22 protein-coding genes are annotated in these 19,696 nt (G+C 62.6%); 14 read left to right on the top strand and 8 right to left on the bottom strand.

Going from position 1 to position 19,696, the window contains the following annotated elements:
* The first annotated feature begins 30 nt into the window (after positions 1-30).
* From ACWUKX_RS25980 to ACWUKX_RS25990, 3 genes are read left to right on the top strand one after another with little or no spacing between them, the layout of a single operon-like run.
* Positions 31-660: a DUF1285 domain-containing protein gene (locus ACWUKX_RS25980; RefSeq protein WP_456009645.1), complete on the top strand. Its 630-nt coding sequence runs from the start codon at positions 31-33 to the stop codon at positions 658-660.
* A gap of 29 nt (positions 661-689) precedes the next feature.
* The gene (locus tag ACWUKX_RS25985) at positions 690-1,322 is read left to right on the top strand and encodes a CoA pyrophosphatase (protein WP_455837945.1); all 633 of its coding nucleotides are present in this window, start codon (positions 690-692) and stop codon (positions 1,320-1,322) included.
* Positions 1,319-2,587 (top strand): CCA tRNA nucleotidyltransferase, encoded by a 1,269-nt coding sequence (locus ACWUKX_RS25990; RefSeq protein ID WP_456009633.1) that lies wholly within the window; start codon positions 1,319-1,321, stop codon positions 2,585-2,587. Before ACWUKX_RS25985 ends, ACWUKX_RS25990 begins: the two co-directional genes overlap by 4 nt.
* 152 nt (positions 2,588-2,739) lie before the next feature.
* On the opposite strand, the gene ACWUKX_RS25995 is transcribed toward ACWUKX_RS25990, so the two are convergent.
* From ACWUKX_RS25995 to hemF, 3 genes are all read right to left on the bottom strand, one after another.
* Positions 2,740-2,925 (bottom strand): DUF1059 domain-containing protein, encoded by a 186-nt coding sequence (locus ACWUKX_RS25995; RefSeq protein WP_029349897.1) that lies wholly within the window; start codon positions 2,923-2,925, stop codon positions 2,740-2,742.
* A 344-nt stretch (positions 2,926-3,269) separates the two neighbouring features.
* Positions 3,270-3,530: a DUF1344 domain-containing protein gene (locus tag ACWUKX_RS26000; RefSeq protein ID WP_456009634.1), complete on the bottom strand. Its 261-nt coding sequence runs from the start codon at positions 3,528-3,530 to the stop codon at positions 3,270-3,272.
* Between the two features lie 247 nt (positions 3,531-3,777).
* Positions 3,778-4,692, bottom strand: a complete 915-nt coding sequence (gene hemF / locus ACWUKX_RS26005; protein ID WP_029349902.1) for an oxygen-dependent coproporphyrinogen oxidase — start codon at positions 4,690-4,692, stop codon at positions 3,778-3,780.
* Positions 4,693-4,799: 107 nt separating this feature from the next.
* Between hemF and ACWUKX_RS26010 the strand changes: the two genes are divergently transcribed.
* On the top strand, positions 4,800-5,057 hold the full coding sequence (locus ACWUKX_RS26010; protein WP_006202578.1) for a hypothetical protein: 258 nt from the start codon (positions 4,800-4,802) through the stop codon (positions 5,055-5,057).
* Here the strand turns inward: ACWUKX_RS26010 and soxR are convergent.
* Positions 5,054-5,497 carry a redox-sensitive transcriptional activator SoxR gene (soxR, locus tag ACWUKX_RS26015; RefSeq protein WP_029349905.1) on the bottom strand — a complete coding sequence of 148 codons (444 nt, stop codon included), beginning with the start codon at positions 5,495-5,497 and terminating at the stop codon, positions 5,054-5,056. The two genes, ACWUKX_RS26010 and soxR, sit on opposite strands and share 4 nt — an antisense overlap.
* A 170-nt stretch (positions 5,498-5,667) precedes the next feature.
* The gene (locus tag ACWUKX_RS26020) at positions 5,668-6,126 is read right to left on the bottom strand and encodes a tRNA (cytidine(34)-2'-O)-methyltransferase (protein WP_456009635.1); all 459 of its coding nucleotides are present in this window, start codon (positions 6,124-6,126) and stop codon (positions 5,668-5,670) included.
* Positions 6,127-6,543: 417 nt separating this feature from the next.
* On the opposite strand from ACWUKX_RS26020, the gene ACWUKX_RS26025 reads away from it, so the two are divergent.
* The 4 genes from ACWUKX_RS26025 (at position 6,544) to ACWUKX_RS26040 (ending at position 11,181) form a co-directional block, all read left to right on the top strand.
* The gene (locus tag ACWUKX_RS26025; RefSeq protein WP_456009636.1) at positions 6,544-7,014 is read left to right on the top strand and encodes a hypothetical protein; all 471 of its coding nucleotides are present in this window, start codon (positions 6,544-6,546) and stop codon (positions 7,012-7,014) included.
* Positions 6,998-8,872: an ABC transporter ATP-binding protein gene (locus tag ACWUKX_RS26030; protein ID WP_456009646.1), complete on the top strand. Its 1,875-nt coding sequence runs from the start codon at positions 6,998-7,000 to the stop codon at positions 8,870-8,872. Before ACWUKX_RS26025 ends, ACWUKX_RS26030 begins: the two co-directional genes overlap by 17 nt.
* Positions 8,873-8,952: 80 nt before the next feature.
* The gene (locus ACWUKX_RS26035) at positions 8,953-10,836 is read left to right on the top strand and encodes an ABC transporter ATP-binding protein (RefSeq protein ID WP_456009637.1); all 1,884 of its coding nucleotides are present in this window, start codon (positions 8,953-8,955) and stop codon (positions 10,834-10,836) included.
* A 30-nt stretch (positions 10,837-10,866) separates the two neighbouring features.
* Positions 10,867-11,181: a DUF6665 family protein gene (locus ACWUKX_RS26040; protein ID WP_029349917.1), complete on the top strand. Its 315-nt coding sequence runs from the start codon at positions 10,867-10,869 to the stop codon at positions 11,179-11,181.
* Positions 11,182-11,410: 229 nt separating this feature from the next.
* On the opposite strand, the gene ACWUKX_RS26045 is transcribed toward ACWUKX_RS26040, so the two are convergent.
* Entirely contained in the window at positions 11,411-11,599 is a 189-nt protein-coding gene (locus ACWUKX_RS26045) for a hypothetical protein (RefSeq protein ID WP_456009638.1), read from the bottom strand.
* Positions 11,600-11,951: 352 nt separating this feature from the next.
* On the bottom strand, positions 11,952-13,640 hold the full coding sequence (locus ACWUKX_RS26050; protein ID WP_456009639.1) for a winged helix-turn-helix domain-containing tetratricopeptide repeat protein: 1,689 nt from the start codon (positions 13,638-13,640) through the stop codon (positions 11,952-11,954).
* A 177-nt stretch (positions 13,641-13,817) separates the two neighbouring features.
* Between ACWUKX_RS26050 and ACWUKX_RS26055 the strand changes: the two genes are divergently transcribed.
* Together ACWUKX_RS26055 and ACWUKX_RS26060 are read left to right on the top strand one after the other, a co-directional pair.
* Entirely contained in the window at positions 13,818-14,174 is a 357-nt protein-coding gene (locus ACWUKX_RS26055; protein ID WP_456009640.1) for a hypothetical protein, read from the top strand.
* 244 nt (positions 14,175-14,418) lie between these two features.
* A complete protein-coding gene (locus tag ACWUKX_RS26060) occupies positions 14,419-15,036 on the top strand; it encodes a cupin domain-containing protein (protein ID WP_456009641.1) in 618 nt (205 codons plus the stop codon).
* A 141-nt stretch (positions 15,037-15,177) separates the two neighbouring features.
* Here ACWUKX_RS26060 and ACWUKX_RS26065 read toward each other — a convergent pair whose 3' ends face one another.
* Positions 15,178-15,534 (bottom strand): cupin domain-containing protein, encoded by a 357-nt coding sequence (locus ACWUKX_RS26065; RefSeq protein WP_456009642.1) that lies wholly within the window; start codon positions 15,532-15,534, stop codon positions 15,178-15,180.
* 313 nt (positions 15,535-15,847) lie between these two features.
* On the opposite strand from ACWUKX_RS26065, the gene petA reads away from it, so the two are divergent.
* The 4 genes from petA (at position 15,848) to ACWUKX_RS26085 (ending at position 19,449) form a co-directional block, all read left to right on the top strand.
* Positions 15,848-16,408, top strand: a complete 561-nt coding sequence (petA, locus tag ACWUKX_RS26070; protein ID WP_287336929.1) for a ubiquinol-cytochrome c reductase iron-sulfur subunit — start codon at positions 15,848-15,850, stop codon at positions 16,406-16,408.
* 17 nt (positions 16,409-16,425) lie between these two features.
* Entirely contained in the window at positions 16,426-17,730 is a 1,305-nt protein-coding gene (locus ACWUKX_RS26075; protein ID WP_029349929.1) for a cytochrome b, read from the top strand.
* Positions 17,731-17,819: 89 nt separating this feature from the next.
* Positions 17,820-18,692 carry a cytochrome c1 gene (locus tag ACWUKX_RS26080; protein ID WP_127211200.1) on the top strand — a complete coding sequence of 291 codons (873 nt, stop codon included), beginning with the start codon at positions 17,820-17,822 and terminating at the stop codon, positions 18,690-18,692.
* Positions 18,693-18,903: 211 nt separating this feature from the next.
* Complete coding sequence (locus tag ACWUKX_RS26085; protein ID WP_029349931.1) at positions 18,904-19,449, top strand: adenine phosphoribosyltransferase; 546 nt, start codon at positions 18,904-18,906, stop codon at positions 19,447-19,449.
* Positions 19,450-19,696 lie beyond the last annotated feature (247 nt).

A 19,696-nucleotide genomic window follows, 5' to 3' on the forward strand; every position in this document is an offset into this window, starting at 1 on the left:
AAGCGGAACAACAGTGACTATTTCGTGACCATGACAGAACGCGCCGACGATCGTGAAGAGAGCCTGACGGCCGCCACCGAGGCGTGCGGACTGGAGGCACTGATCTCGCGTGCCGCCCGCGCGGGCAAGGGGCCGGCGCCGGTTGAGCGCTGGAATCCGGCCTTTTGCGGCGATCTCGACATGGAGATCAGAGAGGACGGCACCTGGTTCTACCAGGGCACGCCGATCGGCCGCATGCCGTTGGTGCAGCTGTTTTCCTCCGTGCTGCGCAAGGACGAAGACGGCAAGACCTATCTTGTAACACCGGTGGAAAGGGTCGGCATCCGCGTCGTCGACGCGCCCTTCATCGCCGTCGAGATGGACGTTTCCGGCACCGGCGATGGCCAAGTCATCACTTTCCGCACCAATGTCGGCGACGTGGTCGGGGCCGGACCGGACCATCCGCTACGCTTCGTCGATGAAGACGCGACCGGTGGTCTGAAACCCTACGTGCTGGTGCGCGGACGGCTGGAAGCGCTGGTGGCGCGGCCGGTCATGTACGAACTGGTCGAGCATGGCGAAGAGATTGATGTCGGCGGCAGAAGGATGTTTGCCGTCCGCTCGAAGGGCTCGGTCTATCCGATAATGCCCGCGGAAAAACTGCAGCGGCTGAGTGCATGATCGGCAGGTATGGTGGACCAGGTGACGCTATGGACCAAGTGACGCGGGCGCCGTTTTCGGCCGAGGATTTTCGCGCCCGCGTCGCGGCGCAGCCGCTGGCGCATGCCGCCGACGATTATGGCGACCATCGATTCAACCCCGGCCATCCGCGTTTGAAGCTCGCAAAGGCGCTGCGCGATGCCGCCGTGCTGATCCCGGTGGTCGATCACGGTCGCGATGCCACGGTTCTGCTGACCAAACGGGCGGAAAAGCTGCGAAACCATTCGGGGCAGGTGGCCTTTCCGGGCGGCACGATCGATCCAACCGATCCGAGCCCGGAGGCGGCGGCATTGCGCGAGACATTCGAGGAGATCGGGCTCGGCCAGGACCGGGTCGAGATCATCGGCCGCATGCCTGATTACGTCTCCGGCAGCGGCTACCGCATCGCCCCGGTGCTGGGAATAGTGCGGCCGGATTTTTCACTGACGCTGAATTCCGAGGAGGTCGACGCCGCCTTCGAAGTGCCGCTGCGCTTCCTCATGGACCCGGCGAACCACGGCCGCGAAAGCCGCATGTGGAACGACCTCGAATGGGTCTTTTACGAGATGCCCTATGACGGACAACGCATCTGGGGCGTCACCGCCGGCATCATCCGCACGCTCTATGAAAGGCTCTATACGTGAGCGGCCGGGTGTCGCTCGCGGGCAAAGCCGACTGGCTCGGCGAAAAGCACCTGCAGCGCCTGCTGGCGGCGCTGGCGGATGGCGGCGAGGAGGCGCGTGTCGCCGGCGGCGCGGTGCGCAATGCGCTCATTGGCCAGCCGGTCGCCGACGTCGATATTGCCACCACGACCGTGCCTGATGAAACCATCCGCCGCGCCGAGGCGGCGGGCTTCAAGGCCGTGCCGACCGGCATCGAGCACGGCACCATCACGATTGTCGCCGGCGGGAAGCCGTTCGAGGTGACTACGCTGCGCGCCGACATCGAGACCGACGGACGGAGGGCCAAGGTGTCGTTCGGACGCGACTGGAAGGCCGACGCGGAACGGCGCGATTTCACCATCAACGCGCTCTATGCCGAGGCCGACGGGACGATCGTTGACCTGGTCGGCGGCGTCGCCGACATCGAGGCGCGCCGGCTGCGTTTCATCGGCGATCCGGAGGCGCGCATCCGCGAGGATTATCTACGCATCCTGCGCTTTTTCCGCTTCTTCGCCTGGTATGGCGACGGCCGGCCGGATGCCGAAGGGCTGAAGGCCTGCGCCCGGCTCAAGGGGGGGCTTGGCCAACTCTCGGTCGAGCGCGTCTGGTCCGAGCTGAAGAAGCTGCTGTCGGCCCCCGATCCATCGCGCGCCTTGCTGTGGATGCGCCAGGCCAGCGTGCTCACCAGCGTTCTGCCGGAAACCGAGAAATGGGGCATCGATGCGATCCATGCGCTGACCAGGGCCGAGAAGGATCTAGGCTGGACGCCGGACCCGCTGCTGAGGCTGGAAGCGATCGTGCCGCCGGACGCCGCGCGGCTGAAGTCGCTCGCCGAGCGGCTGAGATTCTCCGTCAGCGATGCCGGCCGTCTCAGGCAGTGGGCGCTGACAGCGCCTGTCGAGCCGAAGACGACCGAAGCGGAACTCGCAAAACGGCTCTATCGTGGCGATCATCAGGGCCTTGTCGATCGCTTGCGGCTGTCGCTCGCTTCCGCTCGAGGCCGCGCCGTCGAGGACAATGACGCGCTGCTCGAAGCCGGCGGCTTCTCGCGCCTGCTCGCCTTCGCCGGAAAATGGAAAAAGCCTGACTTTCCGCTCAAGGGCGCCGATCTGACGACGCTTGGCGCGTCGCCCGGACCGAAACTCGGCGCAACCTTGAAGAACCTCGAAAACGAGTGGGTCGAGTCCGGCTTTGCGCTGGATCGCGGCGCACTTCTCGAGCGCGCCGCAGAAGCACTCGAAAGTTAGAGAACGTTTGGAAACTCTACTCTGGCGGCCATCTGATGGCGTTTTCTGCGCTTCCGGTGCTCACGGACCCAAATGTCCGCTGCGCTCCGGTTCTCGAAACCACCACCATATGACTCGCCAGAGCGAATTTCGAAACAGTCTCTTAGGCATAGTCAGGCCGCGTCGCGGGGCTTTTCGATGCGCGAACGGATGGCTTCGATCATCGTCTCGCGGATGATCGTCTCGCCATGCGTCTCACGCATGTGCTCGACCGCACGACGCATGATCTCGGCTTCCTCGTCGGCGCGCGTATGCCAGTCACAACCCGGAACGAGCGAGCCGCAGTGGAATTCCTTCATCGGATTCTCCCTTTTTCCTCCTCGGAGCGCCGCATCTGCTCTGACACGGAAGCTCCACACCTTGATCGACGCATGATCCCTGGCGAACCGGAATCGGCATTCGGGTCATGCGCTGGCCGAGCCAGCATAACACGATCGAATGGTTTTGGTTGCGTTAGAGCGCCGCGCGTCCGGTGGACGCGTAAAGGACGCTCCAACGTTTTGTCATCTGCGCATGATCCTTCCAAAAACCGGAAGCAGTTTTCGGGGTCATGCGCGAGAAACCGAAAGGGCGGAGCAGCGCTGCTCCGCCCTCTTACGCTACCCCGGAGGCAAGACCTCGTCTTGCTCCAGCGAGCAGGCGATCACTTCACGATCCTGACTGCCTCGGCAATTTTGTGCTTGCCGCTCATGTCCCACGAAACGCGGACCTTTTCGCCGGCCTTCAGGCCAGGGTTCTTGAAGGCCTTGGGCAGCGTAAAGGCAGATCCGTCATCCAGAACAAGGCTCATGGTTGCTCCATCATAAGTTTTGACCGTGCCCGTGGTGTGCTTGACCGCTGCGAAGGCAGCGCCACCAGAGGCAAGAACGGCAGCAGCCGCAACCGACATAATAAGCTTGCGCATGGCATGCTCTCCTGGAAAATGAGGGCACCATTTTGGGAAGGTGCCCCACTCAATCATGGGCCGTCCGGTCGCGTCGGGTCGCGGTTCTAGGGGAGGATGAACCGCCGGCGTTTCCCGGCCCGGAACGAAAAATAGTCTTGCTTTTTCAAATGGATATTAGACGAAAAAGATATTCTGCGCGCCACATTCGCCGCCAAAATCCAACGATTTGGACCTGATTGCGGCTCACGTCCAACTCACCGAGATTTTACGGCCATTTCACTTCCGGTGGCAGGCTGGACAGGATCGAGGCCACGTTGCCGCCGGTCTTCAGTCCGAAGATAGTGCCGCGATCGTGAAGCAAGTTGAATTCGACATAGCGGCCGCGGCGAATGAGCTGTTCTTCACGGTCGCCGTCGGTCCAGTTGTCGTTGAAATTGGCCCGCACCAGATGTCCGTAGACGACGAGAAAAGATCGCCCGACATCCCGGACGAAGTTGAAATCGGCGTTCCAGCCGCCTTTGTCCTCACCCGAATGCAGCCAATCGAAGAAGATGCCGCCGGTGCCGCGCGGTTCGTCGCGATGCGGCAGATAGAAATACTCGTCGCACCAGGCCTTGAATTTTGCGTGGTCGGCGACGCCAGCGTGCTTCTCGCAGGCGAATCGCATGGCCCTGTGGAAGGCAACCGTGTCCGGGTCGTCCTGGGTGCGGCGACGGTCGAGCACCGGCGTCAGGTCGGCGCCGCCGCCGAACCACTGGCGCGAGGTGACGACCATGCGCGTGTTCATGTGCACCGCCGGCACGTTGGGGTTCCACGGATGGGCGATCAGCGAAATGCCACTCGCCCAGAAGCCCGGGTCTTCCTCGGCGCCCGGCATCTGCTTCCTGAACTCCGGCGAGAACTCGCCATAGACGGTGGAGGTGTGGACGCCGACCTTCTCGAAAACGCGGCCACGCATCATCGACATGGTGCCGCCGCCGCCCTTGCCGGCGTCGCGCTCCCACGGCGTCCTTTCGAAGCGGCCGGGCGACCATGAGGCCTGCGGCCCCTGTAGGTCCTGCTCGATCTGCTCGAAGGCGGCGCAGATGCGCTCGCGCAACGTCTCGAACCACAGCCGCGCCTTCATCTTCTTCTGTTCGATGTCGGCCGGCAGCCCCGCCGGTATTTCGGGTCGTTGCAAATGCTGTCTCCGGCTGTGGGGCGCGTACCCCGACAAATGACTCGTCTTTTCCGGCCGCGATCCCTAATCTCTTAGGTGCAAGGGTCAAGTGTGAATGGAGTTCTTTCGTGCGCACCCCGGCAAGACCGCCGCTGGATGGCCTGAAGAAGAGGCTCGACCGTTCGCGCGCCGAGCGCGAGCGCATGCCACGCGACGGGTTCCTGCGCGAGACCTTCGTCCTGCCGCGCTCCGATGCGCGGCTTAAGGCGAAGGAGTGGTTCGAGCGCTTTCCCAAGCAGGCCTACTGGACCGAGATCGAAAGCTGGTTCGAGCGGCCGGGCGACGTCATCGAGTTCACCATCAGGCGATTGCCGGCGGCAGATTAACGAGCGACCAACAACCGCCTTGCTCCTGGGCCTTGGGCGCTCAATCGGTCTTCCTTGTTCCGCAGCGGGCACTTGTCGATCGACATGCAGCCGCAGCCGATGCAGTCGGTCAGCCCGTCGCGCAGCTTCTTCAGCTGGGCAATCTTCTGATCGAGCTGGTCGCGCCAGGCCGTTGAAAGCAGGTTCCAGTCCTCGCGCGTCGGTGTGCGGCCCTCAGGCAGCGATTCAAGTGCAGCACCGATCTCGGCCAGCGAGATGCCGACCTCCTGCGCGATCCTGATGATCGCCACACGCCTCAGCACGTCGCGGCCGTAGCGCCGCTGGTTGCCTGATGTGCGGTGGCTGCGGATCAGTCCGCGCGCCTCGTAGAAATGCAGCGCCGATACCGCCACCCCGCTTCGCGTCGCCACCTGGCCGACCGTCAGTTCCGTCACCGCCATTCGAATTTTCCGCTTGACCTCAAGTTAAGTTGAGCTTGTAACGAAGAAACCCCTGGACATGCAAACCGCAGGAGAAGGCGATGTGCGCCTGGGTGAGAATGACAAGAGAGGGTGCGCTCGTCGGCCAGAAAGCGGCCGTGTTCGCTGCGCCCACTGAGGGTCTGCGAATGCTATCCGAGCTGCCGGTTCGCCTCACCGGCCACCATGGCGACGGACAGCGCGACGTTGATGCTGCGCGCGCCCGGCTGCATCGGGATGATCAGTCGCGCATCCGCCGCCTCGTGGACAGGATGCGGCACGCCTGCGGATTCGCGGCCGAACAAAAGAATGTCGGCGTCGGCGAAGGCGAAATCGGTGTAGGCGTTCGCGGCTCTGGTCGACAGCAGCACCAGCCGCCGCGCTTCGCCTCTGCGCCAGTTCTCGAAGGCGTGCCAGTCGACATGCCGGGTCAGAGCCGCCAGTTCGAGATAGTCCATGCCGGCCCGTTTCAGCGCCCGGTCGGAGAGCAGGAAGCCGGCCGGTTCGATGATGTCGACGCCGAGGCCGAGGCAAGCGGCGAAGCGCAGGATTGTTCCGGTGTTGCCGGCGATATCCGGCTGGTAGAGCGCGATGCGGAGACGGTTGTTCATTTCCGCATCCTTCTAATAAGTGGCAGATCGGCCACAGCAGGCTCGCGGTTTTGGAAATTGCTGGACTGGCGGGTGGTCATTTTCTGCGAAGTCGGTTATACGCCGGGCATTGTCAACCCGAACCGATGGAGGGGTAATTCATGATGATCATGTACATCCAGCGCCCCTCTTGTGGGCTTACCAGCCTGCCGGCGGTTTCGGTACGACGATTCTCCTGAGCCTTTAGACTTCGATCGCACCGATTCTTAGCCGAAACCCTTTTTCGGCCTTCGAAGGAATCCTGCGATGTTTTTCAAGCTGTCGAAGGGGCTGAACGCCCCGCCTGAACACGCCTCTGTTCAATCCCTGCCTTTCGCCGGCCATTGGCCCGCGAACAGGCCGGACTTTTTTCTGTATTTTCACATGGAGGACGGACCGATGTTCGATCCCTGCAAAATTCCCGGTTCAAGAAGCCTGCACGAGCGCAGGATGGCGACATGGGCGCTTTTGATCGGCGAAACCTATTCGTCTGCGGCTCACGCCGAGACCCGCCGGCGCCCGCATCGCGGCATGCTGCCGGACGTCGATTTCTCGCGCGCGGTTCCCGACCGCAGCCGGCCGTCGCTGGTGCGCCGGATCATCGGGCTGATCCGGCCCGGCGCAAAAACCGGCGCGAAACTCCGGGTCGTCGACACAGCACTGTCAGGATCGTCAAGCGAGCCTGTCGGCGAAAAGCCCGCGACATCCTATATTGCGCGAAGCAGGACCGGCGGCCCGAGTGATTCCGGGACGCCGGTCCTTGCCGCCACGCGATCCCATGGCGCTACACGCCCCAAGGATGCCACGCGCTCCGCGCCGTGTGAGCGAAAACAAGCATATGAGTACCAAGACAATGTTCCGCTGGTTTGAAACAAGGCTCGATCCGTTCCCTGCCGAGGAGCCGGTCGAGCCGCCGAAGACGCTGATCGCCTTCTGCGTGCACTATACGCGCGGCGCCTGGCCCTACATCGCTGTCGATGCGACGCTGGTGACGGCTATCGCCCTTGCCGAGGTGTGGATGTTCGGCTTCATGGGCCGGATCGTCGACTGGCTGTCGGCGCAGAATCGCGAGACATTTCTGCAGACCGAGGGCTGGAAGCTCGCCGGCATGGCTTTCATCGTGGTTTTCGCGCTGCCGGCGACGGTCTGGTTCCATGCGCTCCTCAACCAGCAGACGCTGATGGGCAACTATCCGATGCGTATCCGCTGGCAGGTGCATCGCTACCTGCTCAAGCAGTCGATGGCCTTCTATCAGGACGAGTTCGCCGGACGCATCGCGACCAAGCTGATGCAAACGGCGCTCGCCGTGCGCGAATGCGTCATCAAGCTCATCGACGTGCTCAACTATGTCGTGGTCTATTTTCTCGGCATGCTGTTCATTGTCGGCTCGGCCGACTGGCGGCTGGCGGCACCGCTTGCCGTCTGGCTTGCCGGCTATATCCTGCTCTTGCGCTATTTCATTCCGCGATTGGGCAAGGTCGGCGAGGAGCAGGCCAATGCGCGCTCGACCATGACCGGCCGCGTCGTCGACAGCTACTCCAACATCCAGACGGTCAAGCTGTTTTCGCATGCGCGGCGCGAGGCGTCCTTCGCGCGGGAAGGCATGGCCGGCTTTCTCGATACCGTTTACCGGTCGATGCGGCTGGTGACGCAGCTCTACGGCCTGCTCTACATCCTGAATTCGCTGCTGTTGTTTTCGGTCACCGCGATCTCGCTGTGGCTGTGGCTCGGCCAGGCGGTGACGATCGGCGCCGTCGCTCTGGTCATCGGCCTCGTGCTTCGGCTGTGGGGGATGTCGCAATGGATCATGTGGGAAATGTCCACCCTGTTCGAGAATATCGGCACGGTGCAGGACGGCATCAGTTCGATCTCGCTCCCGCGCCTCGTCGAGGACAGGCCTGGGGCCAAGGATATTGCCGTGAACAAGGGCGAGATCCGTTTCGAGGACATCCGCTTCCACTACGGCAAACAGAAGGGCGTGATCGAAAGCCTGTCGCTGACGGTGAAGCCGGGCGAAAAGGTCGGCATCGTCGGCCGCTCGGGCGCCGGCAAGTCGACGCTGGTCAACCTTCTCTTGCGCTTCTACGATCTCGAGAGCGGCAAGATCCTGATCGACGGCCAGGAAATCGCGGCGGTGACGCAGGATTCGCTGCGCGCCCAGATCGGCATGGTCACGCAGGATACCTCGCTGCTGCATCGTTCGGTGCGCGAGAACATCCTTTATGGCCGACCGGACGCCAGCGACGAGATGCTGGTCGAGGCAGCTCGCCGCGCCGAGGCGCTTGATTTCATATCAAGGCTTTCGGACGCCAGTGGCCGCACGGGTTTCGATGCGCATGTCGGCGATCGCGGCGTCAAATTGTCCGGCGGCCAGCGGCAACGCATTGCCATTGCCCGCGTTATGCTGAAGGACGCGCCGATCCTCATCCTCGACGAAGCGACGTCTGCGCTCGATTCGGAGGCCGAAGCGGCGATCCAGGAGAACCTCTACAAGCTCATGCAGGGCAAGACCGTCATCGCCATCGCGCACCGGCTCTCGACCATCGCGGCGATGGACCGGCTCGTCGTCATGGATAAGGGCCGCGTCATCGAGGAAGGTTCGCATGAGGAACTCGTCGCCGCCGGCGGGCTTTATGCGCAGCTTTGGCAGCGCCAGTCGGGCGGCTTCCTGCTCGACGACGGTGCCGCCGCCAACGATGCCATCATCAAGGGTCAAGCAGCAGAATGATGGCAGCAGAATGATGGCAGCCGAATGATGGCAGCAGAATGAGGGCAGCAGAATGAGGGCAGCAGAATGATGGCCGCCGGATGATGATTGCCGTCTATCGCTGGTTCGAGAACTGGGTCTATCCGTTCAGGGAGCCCGCGGACCTTCGGCCACCGATCAGCGTCAGCGGTTTCCTCTGGCACTATGTCGGCCAGGCGAAGGTCGCCTTCTTCGCGATGCTGGTCATCGGCGGTATCGCGCCGCTGGTCGAGGCCGGACTGTTCTACTTCGTCGGCAGGCTGGTCGACATTCTCGACCAGCTCCCCGGCGAGCGCAGCTGGGACGCGCTGTGGACCGCCGCCGGTCCCGAACTCGTCTTCATGGCCGCCGTGGTGCTGGTCATCCGCACCATCGTCGTCGGCCTGGCGGCGCTGGTCGACGAGCAGACGATCACCCCCGGCTTCTACAATCTGGTGCGCTGGCAGGCGCACCGCCATGTCTCGCGCCAATCCTACGACTTCTTCCAGAACGATTTCGCCGGCCGCATCGCGACCAAGGTCTGGCAGGCGGGGCAGGCGACCGGCGATTTGATGGAAAGCTTCATCGAGGTCGTCTGGTTCATGATCGTCTATACGGTGACGACGCTGGTGCTGGTCGCCGGCCTCGATCTCAGGCTGGCGGTGCTGGTGGTGATCTGGGTCACCGCCTTCGGCTGGCTGGCCAAGCGCTATCTGCCGGCGATCCGCAAGCATGCCGAGCAGACAGCTGAGGCCGGTTCGATGATCACCGGCCGCTTCGTCGATTCCTATTCGAACGTGCAGACGCTGAAGCTGTTCTCGGCCGATGGCGACGACCGTTACATCAGGAGCGGCTTCGATATCTATCTCGAGGCGCTGCGCCCGTTCACCCGCAGGCTGACCGGCGTGCGCATGGCGCTGACGACGCTGTCGGGTATCATGATCACCGCGATCGCCTGTTTTGCGGTCTATCTCTGGGTCGAAGGCGCGATCACCGTCGGCGCCGTCGCCTTCACGCTGTCGCTGGTGTTGCGGCTCAACATGCTGCTCGGCCGACTGATGATGCAGCTCAACGGCATCCTGCGGAATCTCGGCGTGCTGGAAAACTCCAAGGCGTTGATCTCGCAGCCGCTCGGATTGACCGACGCACCCGACGCCAGGGAGCTTGTCGTGACCGGCGGCCGGATCGACGTGAAGAAGGTCGAGTTCCACTATGGCAAGGGGTTCGGCGTGCTCAACGGCATCGACCTCGTCGTGCGGCCGGGCGAGAAGGTCGGACTGGTCGGGCCATCCGGCGCCGGCAAGACGACGCTCGCCAATCTGATCCTGCGCCTCTACGACCTCGAGGGCGGCAAGATCACCATCGACGGGCAGGATGTTGCCAAGGTCACGCAGAATTCGCTGCGCGCCAATATCGGCGTCGTCAGCCAGGATACCGCACTTTTCCACCGTTCCTTGCGCGACAACATCAAGCTCGGCATGCCGGAAGCAACTGACGCCGAAGTGGTCGCGGCCGCGAAGAGGGCCGAGGCGCACGACTTCATCCTCGACTTGCGCGACAATCGTGATCGCCAGGGCTATGAGGCCTTTGTCGGCGAGCGCGGCGTGAAATTGTCTGGCGGCCAGCGCCAGCGCGTGGCGATCGCCCGCGTCTTCCTCAAGGACGCGCCGATCCTGATACTCGACGAGGCGACGTCGGCGCTCGATTCCGATATCGAGGCGGCCATCCAGGAAAATCTGGCGAGGCTGATGGAGAACAAGACGGTCATCGCCATCGCGCATCGGCTGTCGACCATCGCGGCACTCGATCGCCTGGTGGTGCTCGACGGCGGTCGTATCGTCGAACAAGGCACGCATGACGAACTGGTCGCGCTCGACGGGCTCTATGCGCGGCTGTGGAAGCGGCAGTCCGGCGGCTTCCTGTTCAACGAGGAGAGCGTGCTGGAGGAGACGCGGCCGGCGGAGTAGGCCCAGGATTCAGCAAAACCGGAGTGGAGCATGTCGGTGCGAATGCCATCGAATTTCGGACGGTCGGGAGCGCAGGAGAGCGCGCTCGACCTGCTCGGCCATGAAATCCTCGGCGAAAAGGCGGCGGCGCTCGGCCGTGCCGGCCGCCGCGTGGATGAAACGCTGGCGAGGTTGCGTGAACATGGCGACGATGGCGAACATCGTGCCCGGCTGCTCAGGGACGCGGCGGAGGCCGTCCACGGCTATTTCATCCAGCGCGAATTGTGCGGCTTGCGCAAGCACGACGCAGTGATCCGGGAATACAACATCCCCAAGGCCGTGCTGGCCAGGCTCGGCGCGAAATAGACAATAGTGTTGAAAACCTGATGGTACCGAAGACGAAATACCGATTTCGACCCGTTCCAGAAGTTCGGGTGCGAGCGCATTATGGCGCAAGTCGGCCCGATTGCCGACTTTCCCGCACTCAATGTTCCTTGCGAAGGATGACCCTACATTGAGCCCAATCAGCGCTTGTACGCCCTAAGACTTCAAAGGTTTAGCGGCCAATCGGTCTTCTGCCGGGCCGCATACGCGGTCACTCCGGCAAGCCCGCGAACCGCATGTGTCCGATCCAGTGCTCGAGGCTGCCGGTGGCGGTGTAATTCTTCTCCCACTGCTTGCGTTGTTGGCTGATGGAGTCGCCGGGCGAGTCTTTGAGGAAAACCGCAAGCGCTTCCTTTGCCTCCCGCTGGTTTCCCAGACTAGCGTGGATCCCCGCAAGCATTCGGTGTGCGCCGCTCGGGATTCTGCGCGCACTCCCCGGCTATCTCGCCACCTTCCATTACTGCGACTACGCATCGGAACCGTGATTTTGCAAAGTGTGGCTTTTCACGCTCGGACCGCAACCTGGCCTCAAGCGATAACGCCCGAGCTGCGATGAGTTTAACGAGCGAAGGCAGGCGGAGACAGGGAAGGGCTGCATGAAAGTGAATTCTTCACTTGCGCGGATCCCGCATGTTTGTCGGATCGAGCCGAAGCCGCGTTGGCACGGCGGCTGGTGTCATGTGCATTCGCCGTTGCCGCGTGGCGCATACGCGAGCGCCGTTGCCAACTCGCCAACGCCCGAACAACGACCATCAGTTTGCAAGGCACTCGGGAAGACGCACCGGTTTGTCGAACTTCGCCAGTAGCTCGGGCCTGGCGCAGGGCGGGAAACCGGCAATGCGCATGGTTTCTATGAGACGGTTGCGGTCCGCATTCGTGTGGACAAGAGGTTCGTTCACCATTCCCTCGATGGTCAGGTCGGGGAACCGTTTGAGGGCCTCGCTGATCAGGATTTTCGCCTCCTCGGTACGCCCAACTGCCGCCAGCGCGGCGGGGCGATATGTCCATCCCCAGATCCCATAAATCTCCGGCGCCAACCGGTCCATCATGAGCAGCGCGTCGTCGTAGCGGCCGACCATAAAATAGGCGTGGGCAAAAAACCTGGTGCTCCACAACGGGTAGTTCGGATTAAGGTGGATCGCCCGATCAGCCATTTCGGCGCCCCGCTCGGGCTCGCCAAAAGTCGAAGCCCAAGGCACATAAAAAGTCATTATCTCGAACTGATTTGGAGCCATTTGCAGGGCCGCGTCGAATTCCGCCTTGGCACGCACGAGTTCACCCCTGATGACCAGGCTCCGGCCGAGAACGGCATGTGCTTCGGCATCGGCCGGATCGAGCGCGACTGCACGTTTAGCGGCTTCGGCGGCGATACGTCGATTCTTTGCGGGTTCGACGTCGAAACTGGCCAGCACAGAATGCGAATGGTGCAGTTCCACCCAGGCGCGGGCCAGCGTGGGGTCCAGCTCGATAGCGCGGCTGAGAAGTCTGATGGCTTCCTCGACATCGGCGCGATTGATTTGTTCCAGCTTCTCGGTACCGAGGAGATAGAGTTCGTAGGCGTTGAGGTTGTCGGGAGGTTTGCGGTGCGCCGTCATCCGGCCTGCCTCTTGGATCAGGCCGGCGCCGCCACCAAGCCGGTTGGAGACCTGCTCAGCAATCTCCGTCTGAATCGCAAACAGGTCCCGGTCCGGCCGGTCCCACCGGTTCGACCATAGATGCTTACCGGCCTTCGCGTCGATGAACTGAGCCGTAACCCGCACCCGATCGGCCTGGCGTTGAATCGAGCCTTCGACCACAAAGCCCGCACCGAGCGCTGCACCGACCTCAGTCGGGTTGGCCGGCTTGCCTTCGTAGACTTCCGTCGAGTTATGGGCAATGACCCGGAATTCCGGAAACCGTGCGAGATCGGTAATGATATCCTCGGTGAGCCCGCCGGCCAGACGCTGCACACTTGCTTCACCGCCGATCGCTTGAAACGGCAGCACCGCGACGGATGGCAGGACCGTGTCAGAACGCTTCTCGAGGGCGGGACCCATGAAGAGCCAGACTGCGCCTGCGGCCAGCAGGCCCAGCGCCACAGTCGCCGCGGTCCATTTCCACCTTGCCGGCACCGAAGGCTGGTCCGCGGCCGCGATCATCAACCTGTATCCGCGTTTCGGCACGGCCTTAAGTACTGACTGGCTGTCGTCGTGAAGCGCGCGGCGGATGTCGCGTACGCATTGCACCAGACTGTCGTCGGTGACGAATACGCCTGGCCATACTGCCTGCATGAGCTCATCTTTGGTGACCAGTCGGCCGGCGTTTTCCAGGAGATATTTCAGGAGGTCGAAGGCCTGCGGTCTGAGGGCGATCTCGCGCCCTTCCCGGTCACGCACAAACCCTCCGGCAACATCGACGATGACGCCGTTGATGGCGAATGTCCGGGCAGCCCGGGAATCCATCCTCCGCCTCCCACGGGGGATTTCCAATTTATTATAGCAGATTCCTGCAAAGGCTTGAATGCTGACGGAACATCTTTGTTTTCGGCAGATTTTCACCGAACCATCACCAGTCGTTCGTTACAATGGTGCAGCGACGATCCAATGTCTCAGTCGTTCCGAAGATTTGGACCCGGTTCAATGCTGAGACCCCGTCCCCTGCCGACCGTTGCCGTCTTTCTCGTGGGCGGGGCTCTTTGTTCGCCTGGCGTCTACGCGCACGATGCAGGAACGGGATGGTACTACCCGCCCAGCTGCTGCAACGGCGATGGCGCCATCGGCGATTGCCAGATGATCCCGGCCAACTCAGTGACGGAAGCGCCGGATGGTTTTGCCGTAGTGCTGTTCCCCGGCGACCACCACCTGGTGACGCGAAAACAGAGCTTCCGTATCCCGTACGGCAGCGAGATCAGGTCGAGCGACGGCAATTATCACATCTGCCTTTACCCGACGCAGGCCACCGTCTTCTGCTTCTTTGCGCCGCCCGGATCAGTGTGACTGCTGCGGGTCATGACCACGTCGGTGTCAAGATGTCTGCTGCAGCCGGCATTTACGGTGCAGCCGAATTGCCAATGCCCGGCGCGGTCGCGCCACAAGCGGACCTTCGTGCGATCCGACCTCTTTGGCGGCAGTCGCTCTCGGGGTGGCCCGAAATTTGGTCGTGCCGTAAGGCGGCACAGATGCTATCTTAGTAGCAGCTAATGTTGGGTCGAGGGGACGACCATGCAAAGGAGGACCGACCATGAAGCCGCATTCTCTCAGCGCCCGCCGTATTGGCGTGCTTCTGTTCTCACTGTGTGCTTTCGGGCTGATGACGTCAGCCTCAATGCCGGCAGACAGCAAATTCGCCGTCAAGCCGGTGGTTGAGAAAAAGCTGAAGGAACTGCCGCCCGGACCATTGTACTGGCGGCTGGAAAATTTCCCAACGCTGGCGCAGGCCCAGAGCGCTGCGGGGCCCACCTCGCTTGCGGCGGAGGTCGCGGGCAAGGTCTGGCTGTTCACGCTTGGGCCGAAGGATGGCTCGACGCCCGGCGGAGCCAAGGTCGTCGAGATCGGACCCCTTCCGCCGATCAGCGCCAGCGAGTATTTGCTGCGCGTCAACCGCGCCGGCGGAGCGCCCGGTGCCAAGACGCCGATCCATACGCATCCGGGACCGGAGGCCTTCTATGTGCTGGCCGGCAAGCTCGGCCAGAGAACGCCCCACGGCGTAACCTACGCCGACGCCGGGAAGGCCATGACCGGACACGGGGCCAACACGCCGATGGAAGTGTTCAGCGCCGGCACAACCGATCTCGATGAGCTGGCCATCTTCGTGGTCGACGCCAATCAGCCGTTCTCGTCGCCGGCCAGCCTCGACTGAGACGACATTTCCCGGGGTGGCGCGAACGTCTGGTACGAGCTGAGGCGGCACCCCAGCGTCAGATTTTCACCACCAGTTGACCCCGATCTATTCCGAAAACCGGTTCCACTTTTCGCTGAAGCGGACTTTCGGGATCATGGTCTACTCCAGCCAGTCGGTGATGAAGCTGCCGTTTTCGTGGATGTCGGTGGTCTCCAGCGGGCCTGGACCGAGATTGGTGAATTTGTGCGGCGTGTTCGGCGGCACGATCAGGATCTGGCCGGCCGACGCCTCGATCTGCAGGTCGCCGACGGTGAACAGCCCGGTGCCAGTGCGGATGATGAAAATCTCGCAATAGGGATGCATGTGCAGCCGCGGGCCGCCGCCGATCTCCTGCAGATAGTTGAAGATCAGGCAGCTTTTGGAGCCGTAGGTGCCGCACTGCAGCTCGCCTTGCCAATGGTCGGGCCAGCGGTCGGGCGCCTTGGCCCATTTGTCGCGGTCGATGACATGCGCCATGAGCCGAGGATAGACCGAGGCCGGGGCTTCTGTCGAGGCAAACGCAGGCGCTGCTTTGCGGTTGATTTACAGTCGTTTTCGGCGTGTTCGACATGTGCCCGTCGCCACGCCGCCCGACGTCGAATTGCGTCCCCGCGACAATCTGCCCTTGTGCCTTCACCCGTCTGGACAAAAACGGGCTTCACGCATAAACCGAAGGCCAATTGCCGGAGGAATTCGCAAGCCTGTTCGCCATGCGCTGTCGGGTTGGCGTGAAAGAGCGGGGAACAAGCCTCGGCCACCGGCACGGAAGAGGCGAAAGGATCAGGCACCCGTGAGCGCAACCGACATCCAGGATCCCAACCGTCGTGATTTTCTCTACGTCGCCACGGGCATGGCCGCGGTGGTCGGCGCGGGTGCCGTCGCCTGGCCGTTCATCGACCAGATGCGCCCGGATGCCTCGACGCTGGCGCTGGCCTCGGTCGAGGTCGACGTCTCCTCGCTGACGCCGGGGATGTCGCTTGTCGTGAAATGGCGCGGCAAGCCGGTTGTGGTGCGCAACCGCACCGAACAAGAGATGAAGGACGGCGAGGCGGTCAATCTGGCTCAGCTCAAGGATCCGCTCGCCCGCAACGCCAATCTGCCGGCCGACGCACCGGCAACGGACGCCAACCGCACCACGCCGGGTAAAGAGGCCTGGATAGTGATGGTCCAGGTCTGCACCCATCTCGGCTGCATTCCGCTCGGCCAGGAAGGCGAGTTCGGTGGCTGGTTCTGCCCGTGTCACGGTTCGGTATACGACACGGCCGGCCGCGTCCGCGGCGGGCCGGCGCCGGAGAACATGACGGTGCCGGTGTTCCAGTTCATTTCCGACACCAAGATCCGTATCGGCTAAGGCTAAGGGATATTTCTATGAGCGAGGGACACTCGACCTATACGCCCAAGACCGGTATCGGACGCTGGTTCGACGCCCGCATGCCGCTGCCGCGGCTGGTCTATGACAGCTTCGTCGCCTATCCGGTGCCGCGGAACCTCAACTATGCGTGGACCTTCGGCGGCATCCTGGCGCTTATGCTGGCGGCGCAGATGCTGACCGGCATCGTGCTGGCCATGCATTATGCGGCGGACAGCACTCTCGCCTTCGATTCGGTCGAAAAGATCATGCGCGACGTGAATTCGGGCTGGCTGTTGCGCTACATGCATTCGAACGGTGCATCGTTCTTCTTCGTCGCGGTCTACATCCACATCTTCCGCGGCCTCTACTACGGTTCCTACAAGGCGCCGCGCGAGCTTCTGTGGATACTCGGCTGCATCATCTACCTGCTGATGATGGCGACAGGCTTCATGGGTTATGTGCTGCCCTGGGGGCAGATGTCGTTCTGGGGCGCGACCGTCATCACCGGCTTCTTCAGCGCCATCCCGCTGGTCGGCGACTGGATCCAGCAGCTTTTGCTCGGCGGCTACGCCGTCGACAACCCGACGCTGAACCGCTTCTTTTCACTGCACTATCTGCTGCCGTTCATGATCGCCGGCGTCGTCGTGCTGCATATATGGGCGCTGCATGTGGTCGGCCAGTCGAACCCGACCGGCATTGAGGTCAAGTCGAAAACCGATACCGTCGCCTTCACCCCCTACGCGACCATCAAGGACGCGTTCGGGATGCTCGTGTTCCTGTTCATCTTCGCCTACTTCGTCTTCTACCTGCCGAATTTTCTCGGCCATCCCGACAATTACGTCGTCGCCGACCCGCTGAAGACGCCTGCCCATATCGTGCCGGAATGGTACTTCCTGCCGTTCTACGCGATCCTGCGCGCCATCACCTTCAATATCGGGCCGATCAACTCCAAGCTTGGCGGCGTGCTCGCGATGTTCGGCTCCATCGCCATGCTGTTCCTGGTGCCGTGGCTCGACACTTCGAAGGTGCGCTCGGCGGTCTATCGGCCCTGGTACAAGCTGTTCTTCTGGCTATTCGTGATCGATGCCGTCCTGCTCGGCTGGCTGGGTTCGCAGCCGGCCGAAGGCAGCTATGTCTTCATGGCGCAGATGGCGACATTGTTCTATTTCGCCTTCTTCCTAGTCGCGCTGCCGGTGCTTGGCCTGATCGAGACTCCGCGGCGGTTGCCGAATTCGATCACCGAGGCGGTGCTCGAGAAGAACAAGCATGGCGGTGGCGGGCATCCGGCTCGCGCGACAGCCGCACCGGAAACCAAGGGCTGAGCATGACCCCGAAAAGTGGAGACCGGTTTTCGGACAAGATGATGGTCGAGACGACGACAGCGCGGCAGAGAATCTCAAGGGGATTTGGTATGAAGAAGATTCTCACCTCGCTGGCGCTGCTCGGCCTTGTGTTGGCAGGCACTGCGACCGCGACCACAGGGGCGATCGCCCAGGAGGAGGCGCACAACGAAGCCGCGCCGACGCATTTTCCGATACACGAGCCCAAGGAGATGGACTGGAGCTTCGCCGGGCCGTTCGGCACCTACGACAAGGCGCAGTTGCAGCGCGGGCTGAAGGTCTACAAGGAAGTCTGCGCGGCCTGCCATTCGATGAAGTTGGTGGCGTTCCGCACGCTGGAAGACCTTGGCTATTCGGAAGCGCAGGTCAAGGCGCTGGCGGCCGAATACACGATCAATGATGGCCCCAACGATGCCGGCGACATGTTCGATCGTCCCGGCATACCGTCCGACTATTTCCCGGCGCCGTTCCCCAACGATCAGGCAGCAGCGGCCGCCAATGGCGGGGCTGCCCCGCCCGACATGTCGCTGCTGGCCAAGGCGCGCGGCGTCGAGCGCGGCTTTCCGCGTTTCGTCTTCGACATCTTCACGCAATACGCCCAGGGCGGTCCCGACTATATCCACTCGCTGCTGACCGGCTATGACGAGCAGCCGCCGGCGGGCATGGAGATACCGGAAGGCACGCACTACAATCCCTACTTCATTGCCGGCGTGTCGCTGAAGATGCCCAACCCGCTCTCCGACGACCAGGTGACCTATGACGACGGCGCGCCGCAGACGGTCGACCAGTATTCCCGCGACGTGTCGGCCTTCCTGATGTGGGCGGCCGAGCCGCATCTGGAAGCCCGCAAGAAAACCGGCTTTCGCGTGCTGGTCTTCCTGTTGCTGTTCGGCGCGCTGGTCTATCTGACCAAGCGCAAGGTGTGGGCCGGCGTGGCGCACTGAGCTACGCCACCAGATCAAAAGGGCGTCGAAAGGCGCCCTTTTCCATTTCCGAACACTGCCTCCGAAGACCGCCGGCCCAGTCCTTTGCCGGACAATTTTCTTCCAGCCGCCATATCGCGGTAGCCGTCTCTGGCCGCGCCGGGTTACGATCGGCCGGAGTTCCTTTTCACGTCTTCAAGTCGTATCGGACGAATGCCCGGAGAGCCGCCCCATGAAACCTTCGCTCGAAGACACGCTGCTTGCCGCGATCCGCACCATTCCGGACTATCCCAAGCCGGGCATCCTGTTTCGCGACATCACCACGCTGCTAAGCAATGCGCGCGCCTTCCGCCGCGCCATCGACGAGCTGGTGCATCCCTATGCCGGCCAAAAAGTCGACAAGATCGCCGGCATCGAGGCGCGCGGCTTCATCCTTGGCGGCGCCGTCGCCCATCAGCTATCGGCCGGCTTCGTGCCGATCCGCAAGAAGGGCAAGCTGCCTTACGAGACGGTGCGCGTCGCCTACAGCCTCGAATACGGGCTGGACGAGATGGAGATGCACAGGGATGGCGTGTCTCCGGGTGAGAAGGTCATCCTCGTCGACGACCTGATCGCCACCGGCGGCACCGCGGAAGCAGCGGTCAAGCTGTTGCGGCAGATCGGCGCCGACATCCTAGCCGCCTGCTTCGTCATCGACCTGCCGGACCTCGGCGGCCGCGAGAAGCTCGAAGCGCTCGGCGTGCCGGTCAGGACGCTGATCGGATTCGAAGGGCATTGATGCGCTTTTTCCTTCTCCCTTTTTTGTGGGAGAAGGTGGATCGGCGCGAAGCGCCGAGACGGATGAGGGGTGCTGGAAGAAATGATACGGCTAAAAATCAAATGATTTGAATCGCTTACGCCTTCAGCGCTGCGATCGTCCAACAACCCCTCATCGCTTCGCGACGCCACCTTCTCCCCCTGTGAGGCCTTTGCAGAGAAGGCGTATGGACGTCGGGTTGGGGGCATCGGCCTCCTTTGGGGGCCGG

This window comes from Mesorhizobium sp. f-mel (genome assembly GCF_053850215.1).

Excerpts from the sequence above, each read along its gene's own strand:
- ACWUKX_RS26000 (WP_456009634.1), bottom strand. The coding sequence starts at position 3,530 with ATGCGCAAGCTTATTATGTCGGTTGCGGCTGCTGCCGTTCTTGCCTCT.
- ACWUKX_RS26085 (WP_029349931.1), top strand. The coding sequence starts at position 18,904 with ATGAAACCTTCGCTCGAAGACACGCTGCTTGCCGCGATCCGCACCATT.
- ACWUKX_RS26065 (WP_456009642.1), bottom strand. The coding sequence starts at position 15,534 with ATGGCGCATGTCATCGACCGCGACAAATGGGCCAAGGCGCCCGACCGC.
- ACWUKX_RS25995 (WP_029349897.1), bottom strand. The coding sequence starts at position 2,925 with ATGAAGGAATTCCACTGCGGCTCGCTCGTTCCGGGTTGTGACTGGCAT.
- ACWUKX_RS26035 (WP_456009637.1), top strand. The coding sequence starts at position 8,953 with ATGATGATTGCCGTCTATCGCTGGTTCGAGAACTGGGTCTATCCGTTC.
- ACWUKX_RS26055 (WP_456009640.1), top strand. The coding sequence starts at position 13,818 with ATGCTGAGACCCCGTCCCCTGCCGACCGTTGCCGTCTTTCTCGTGGGC.
- ACWUKX_RS25985 (WP_455837945.1), top strand. The coding sequence starts at position 690 with ATGGACCAAGTGACGCGGGCGCCGTTTTCGGCCGAGGATTTTCGCGCC.
- ACWUKX_RS26080 (WP_127211200.1), top strand. The coding sequence starts at position 17,820 with ATGAAGAAGATTCTCACCTCGCTGGCGCTGCTCGGCCTTGTGTTGGCA.
- ACWUKX_RS26040 (WP_029349917.1), top strand. The coding sequence starts at position 10,867 with ATGTCGGTGCGAATGCCATCGAATTTCGGACGGTCGGGAGCGCAGGAG.
- soxR (WP_029349905.1), bottom strand. The coding sequence starts at position 5,497 with ATGGCGGTGACGGAACTGACGGTCGGCCAGGTGGCGACGCGAAGCGGG.
- ACWUKX_RS26025 (WP_456009636.1), top strand. The coding sequence starts at position 6,544 with ATGTTCGATCCCTGCAAAATTCCCGGTTCAAGAAGCCTGCACGAGCGC.
- ACWUKX_RS26045 (WP_456009638.1), bottom strand. The coding sequence starts at position 11,599 with ATGCTTGCGGGGATCCACGCTAGTCTGGGAAACCAGCGGGAGGCAAAG.
- ACWUKX_RS26020 (WP_456009635.1), bottom strand. The coding sequence starts at position 6,126 with ATGAACAACCGTCTCCGCATCGCGCTCTACCAGCCGGATATCGCCGGC.
- ACWUKX_RS26030 (WP_456009646.1), top strand. The coding sequence starts at position 6,998 with ATGTTCCGCTGGTTTGAAACAAGGCTCGATCCGTTCCCTGCCGAGGAG.
- ACWUKX_RS26075 (WP_029349929.1), top strand. The coding sequence starts at position 16,426 with ATGAGCGAGGGACACTCGACCTATACGCCCAAGACCGGTATCGGACGC.
- ACWUKX_RS26060 (WP_456009641.1), top strand. The coding sequence starts at position 14,419 with ATGAAGCCGCATTCTCTCAGCGCCCGCCGTATTGGCGTGCTTCTGTTC.
- ACWUKX_RS26050 (WP_456009639.1), bottom strand. The coding sequence starts at position 13,640 with ATGGATTCCCGGGCTGCCCGGACATTCGCCATCAACGGCGTCATCGTC.
- ACWUKX_RS25980 (WP_456009645.1), top strand. The coding sequence starts at position 31 with ATGACAGAACGCGCCGACGATCGTGAAGAGAGCCTGACGGCCGCCACC.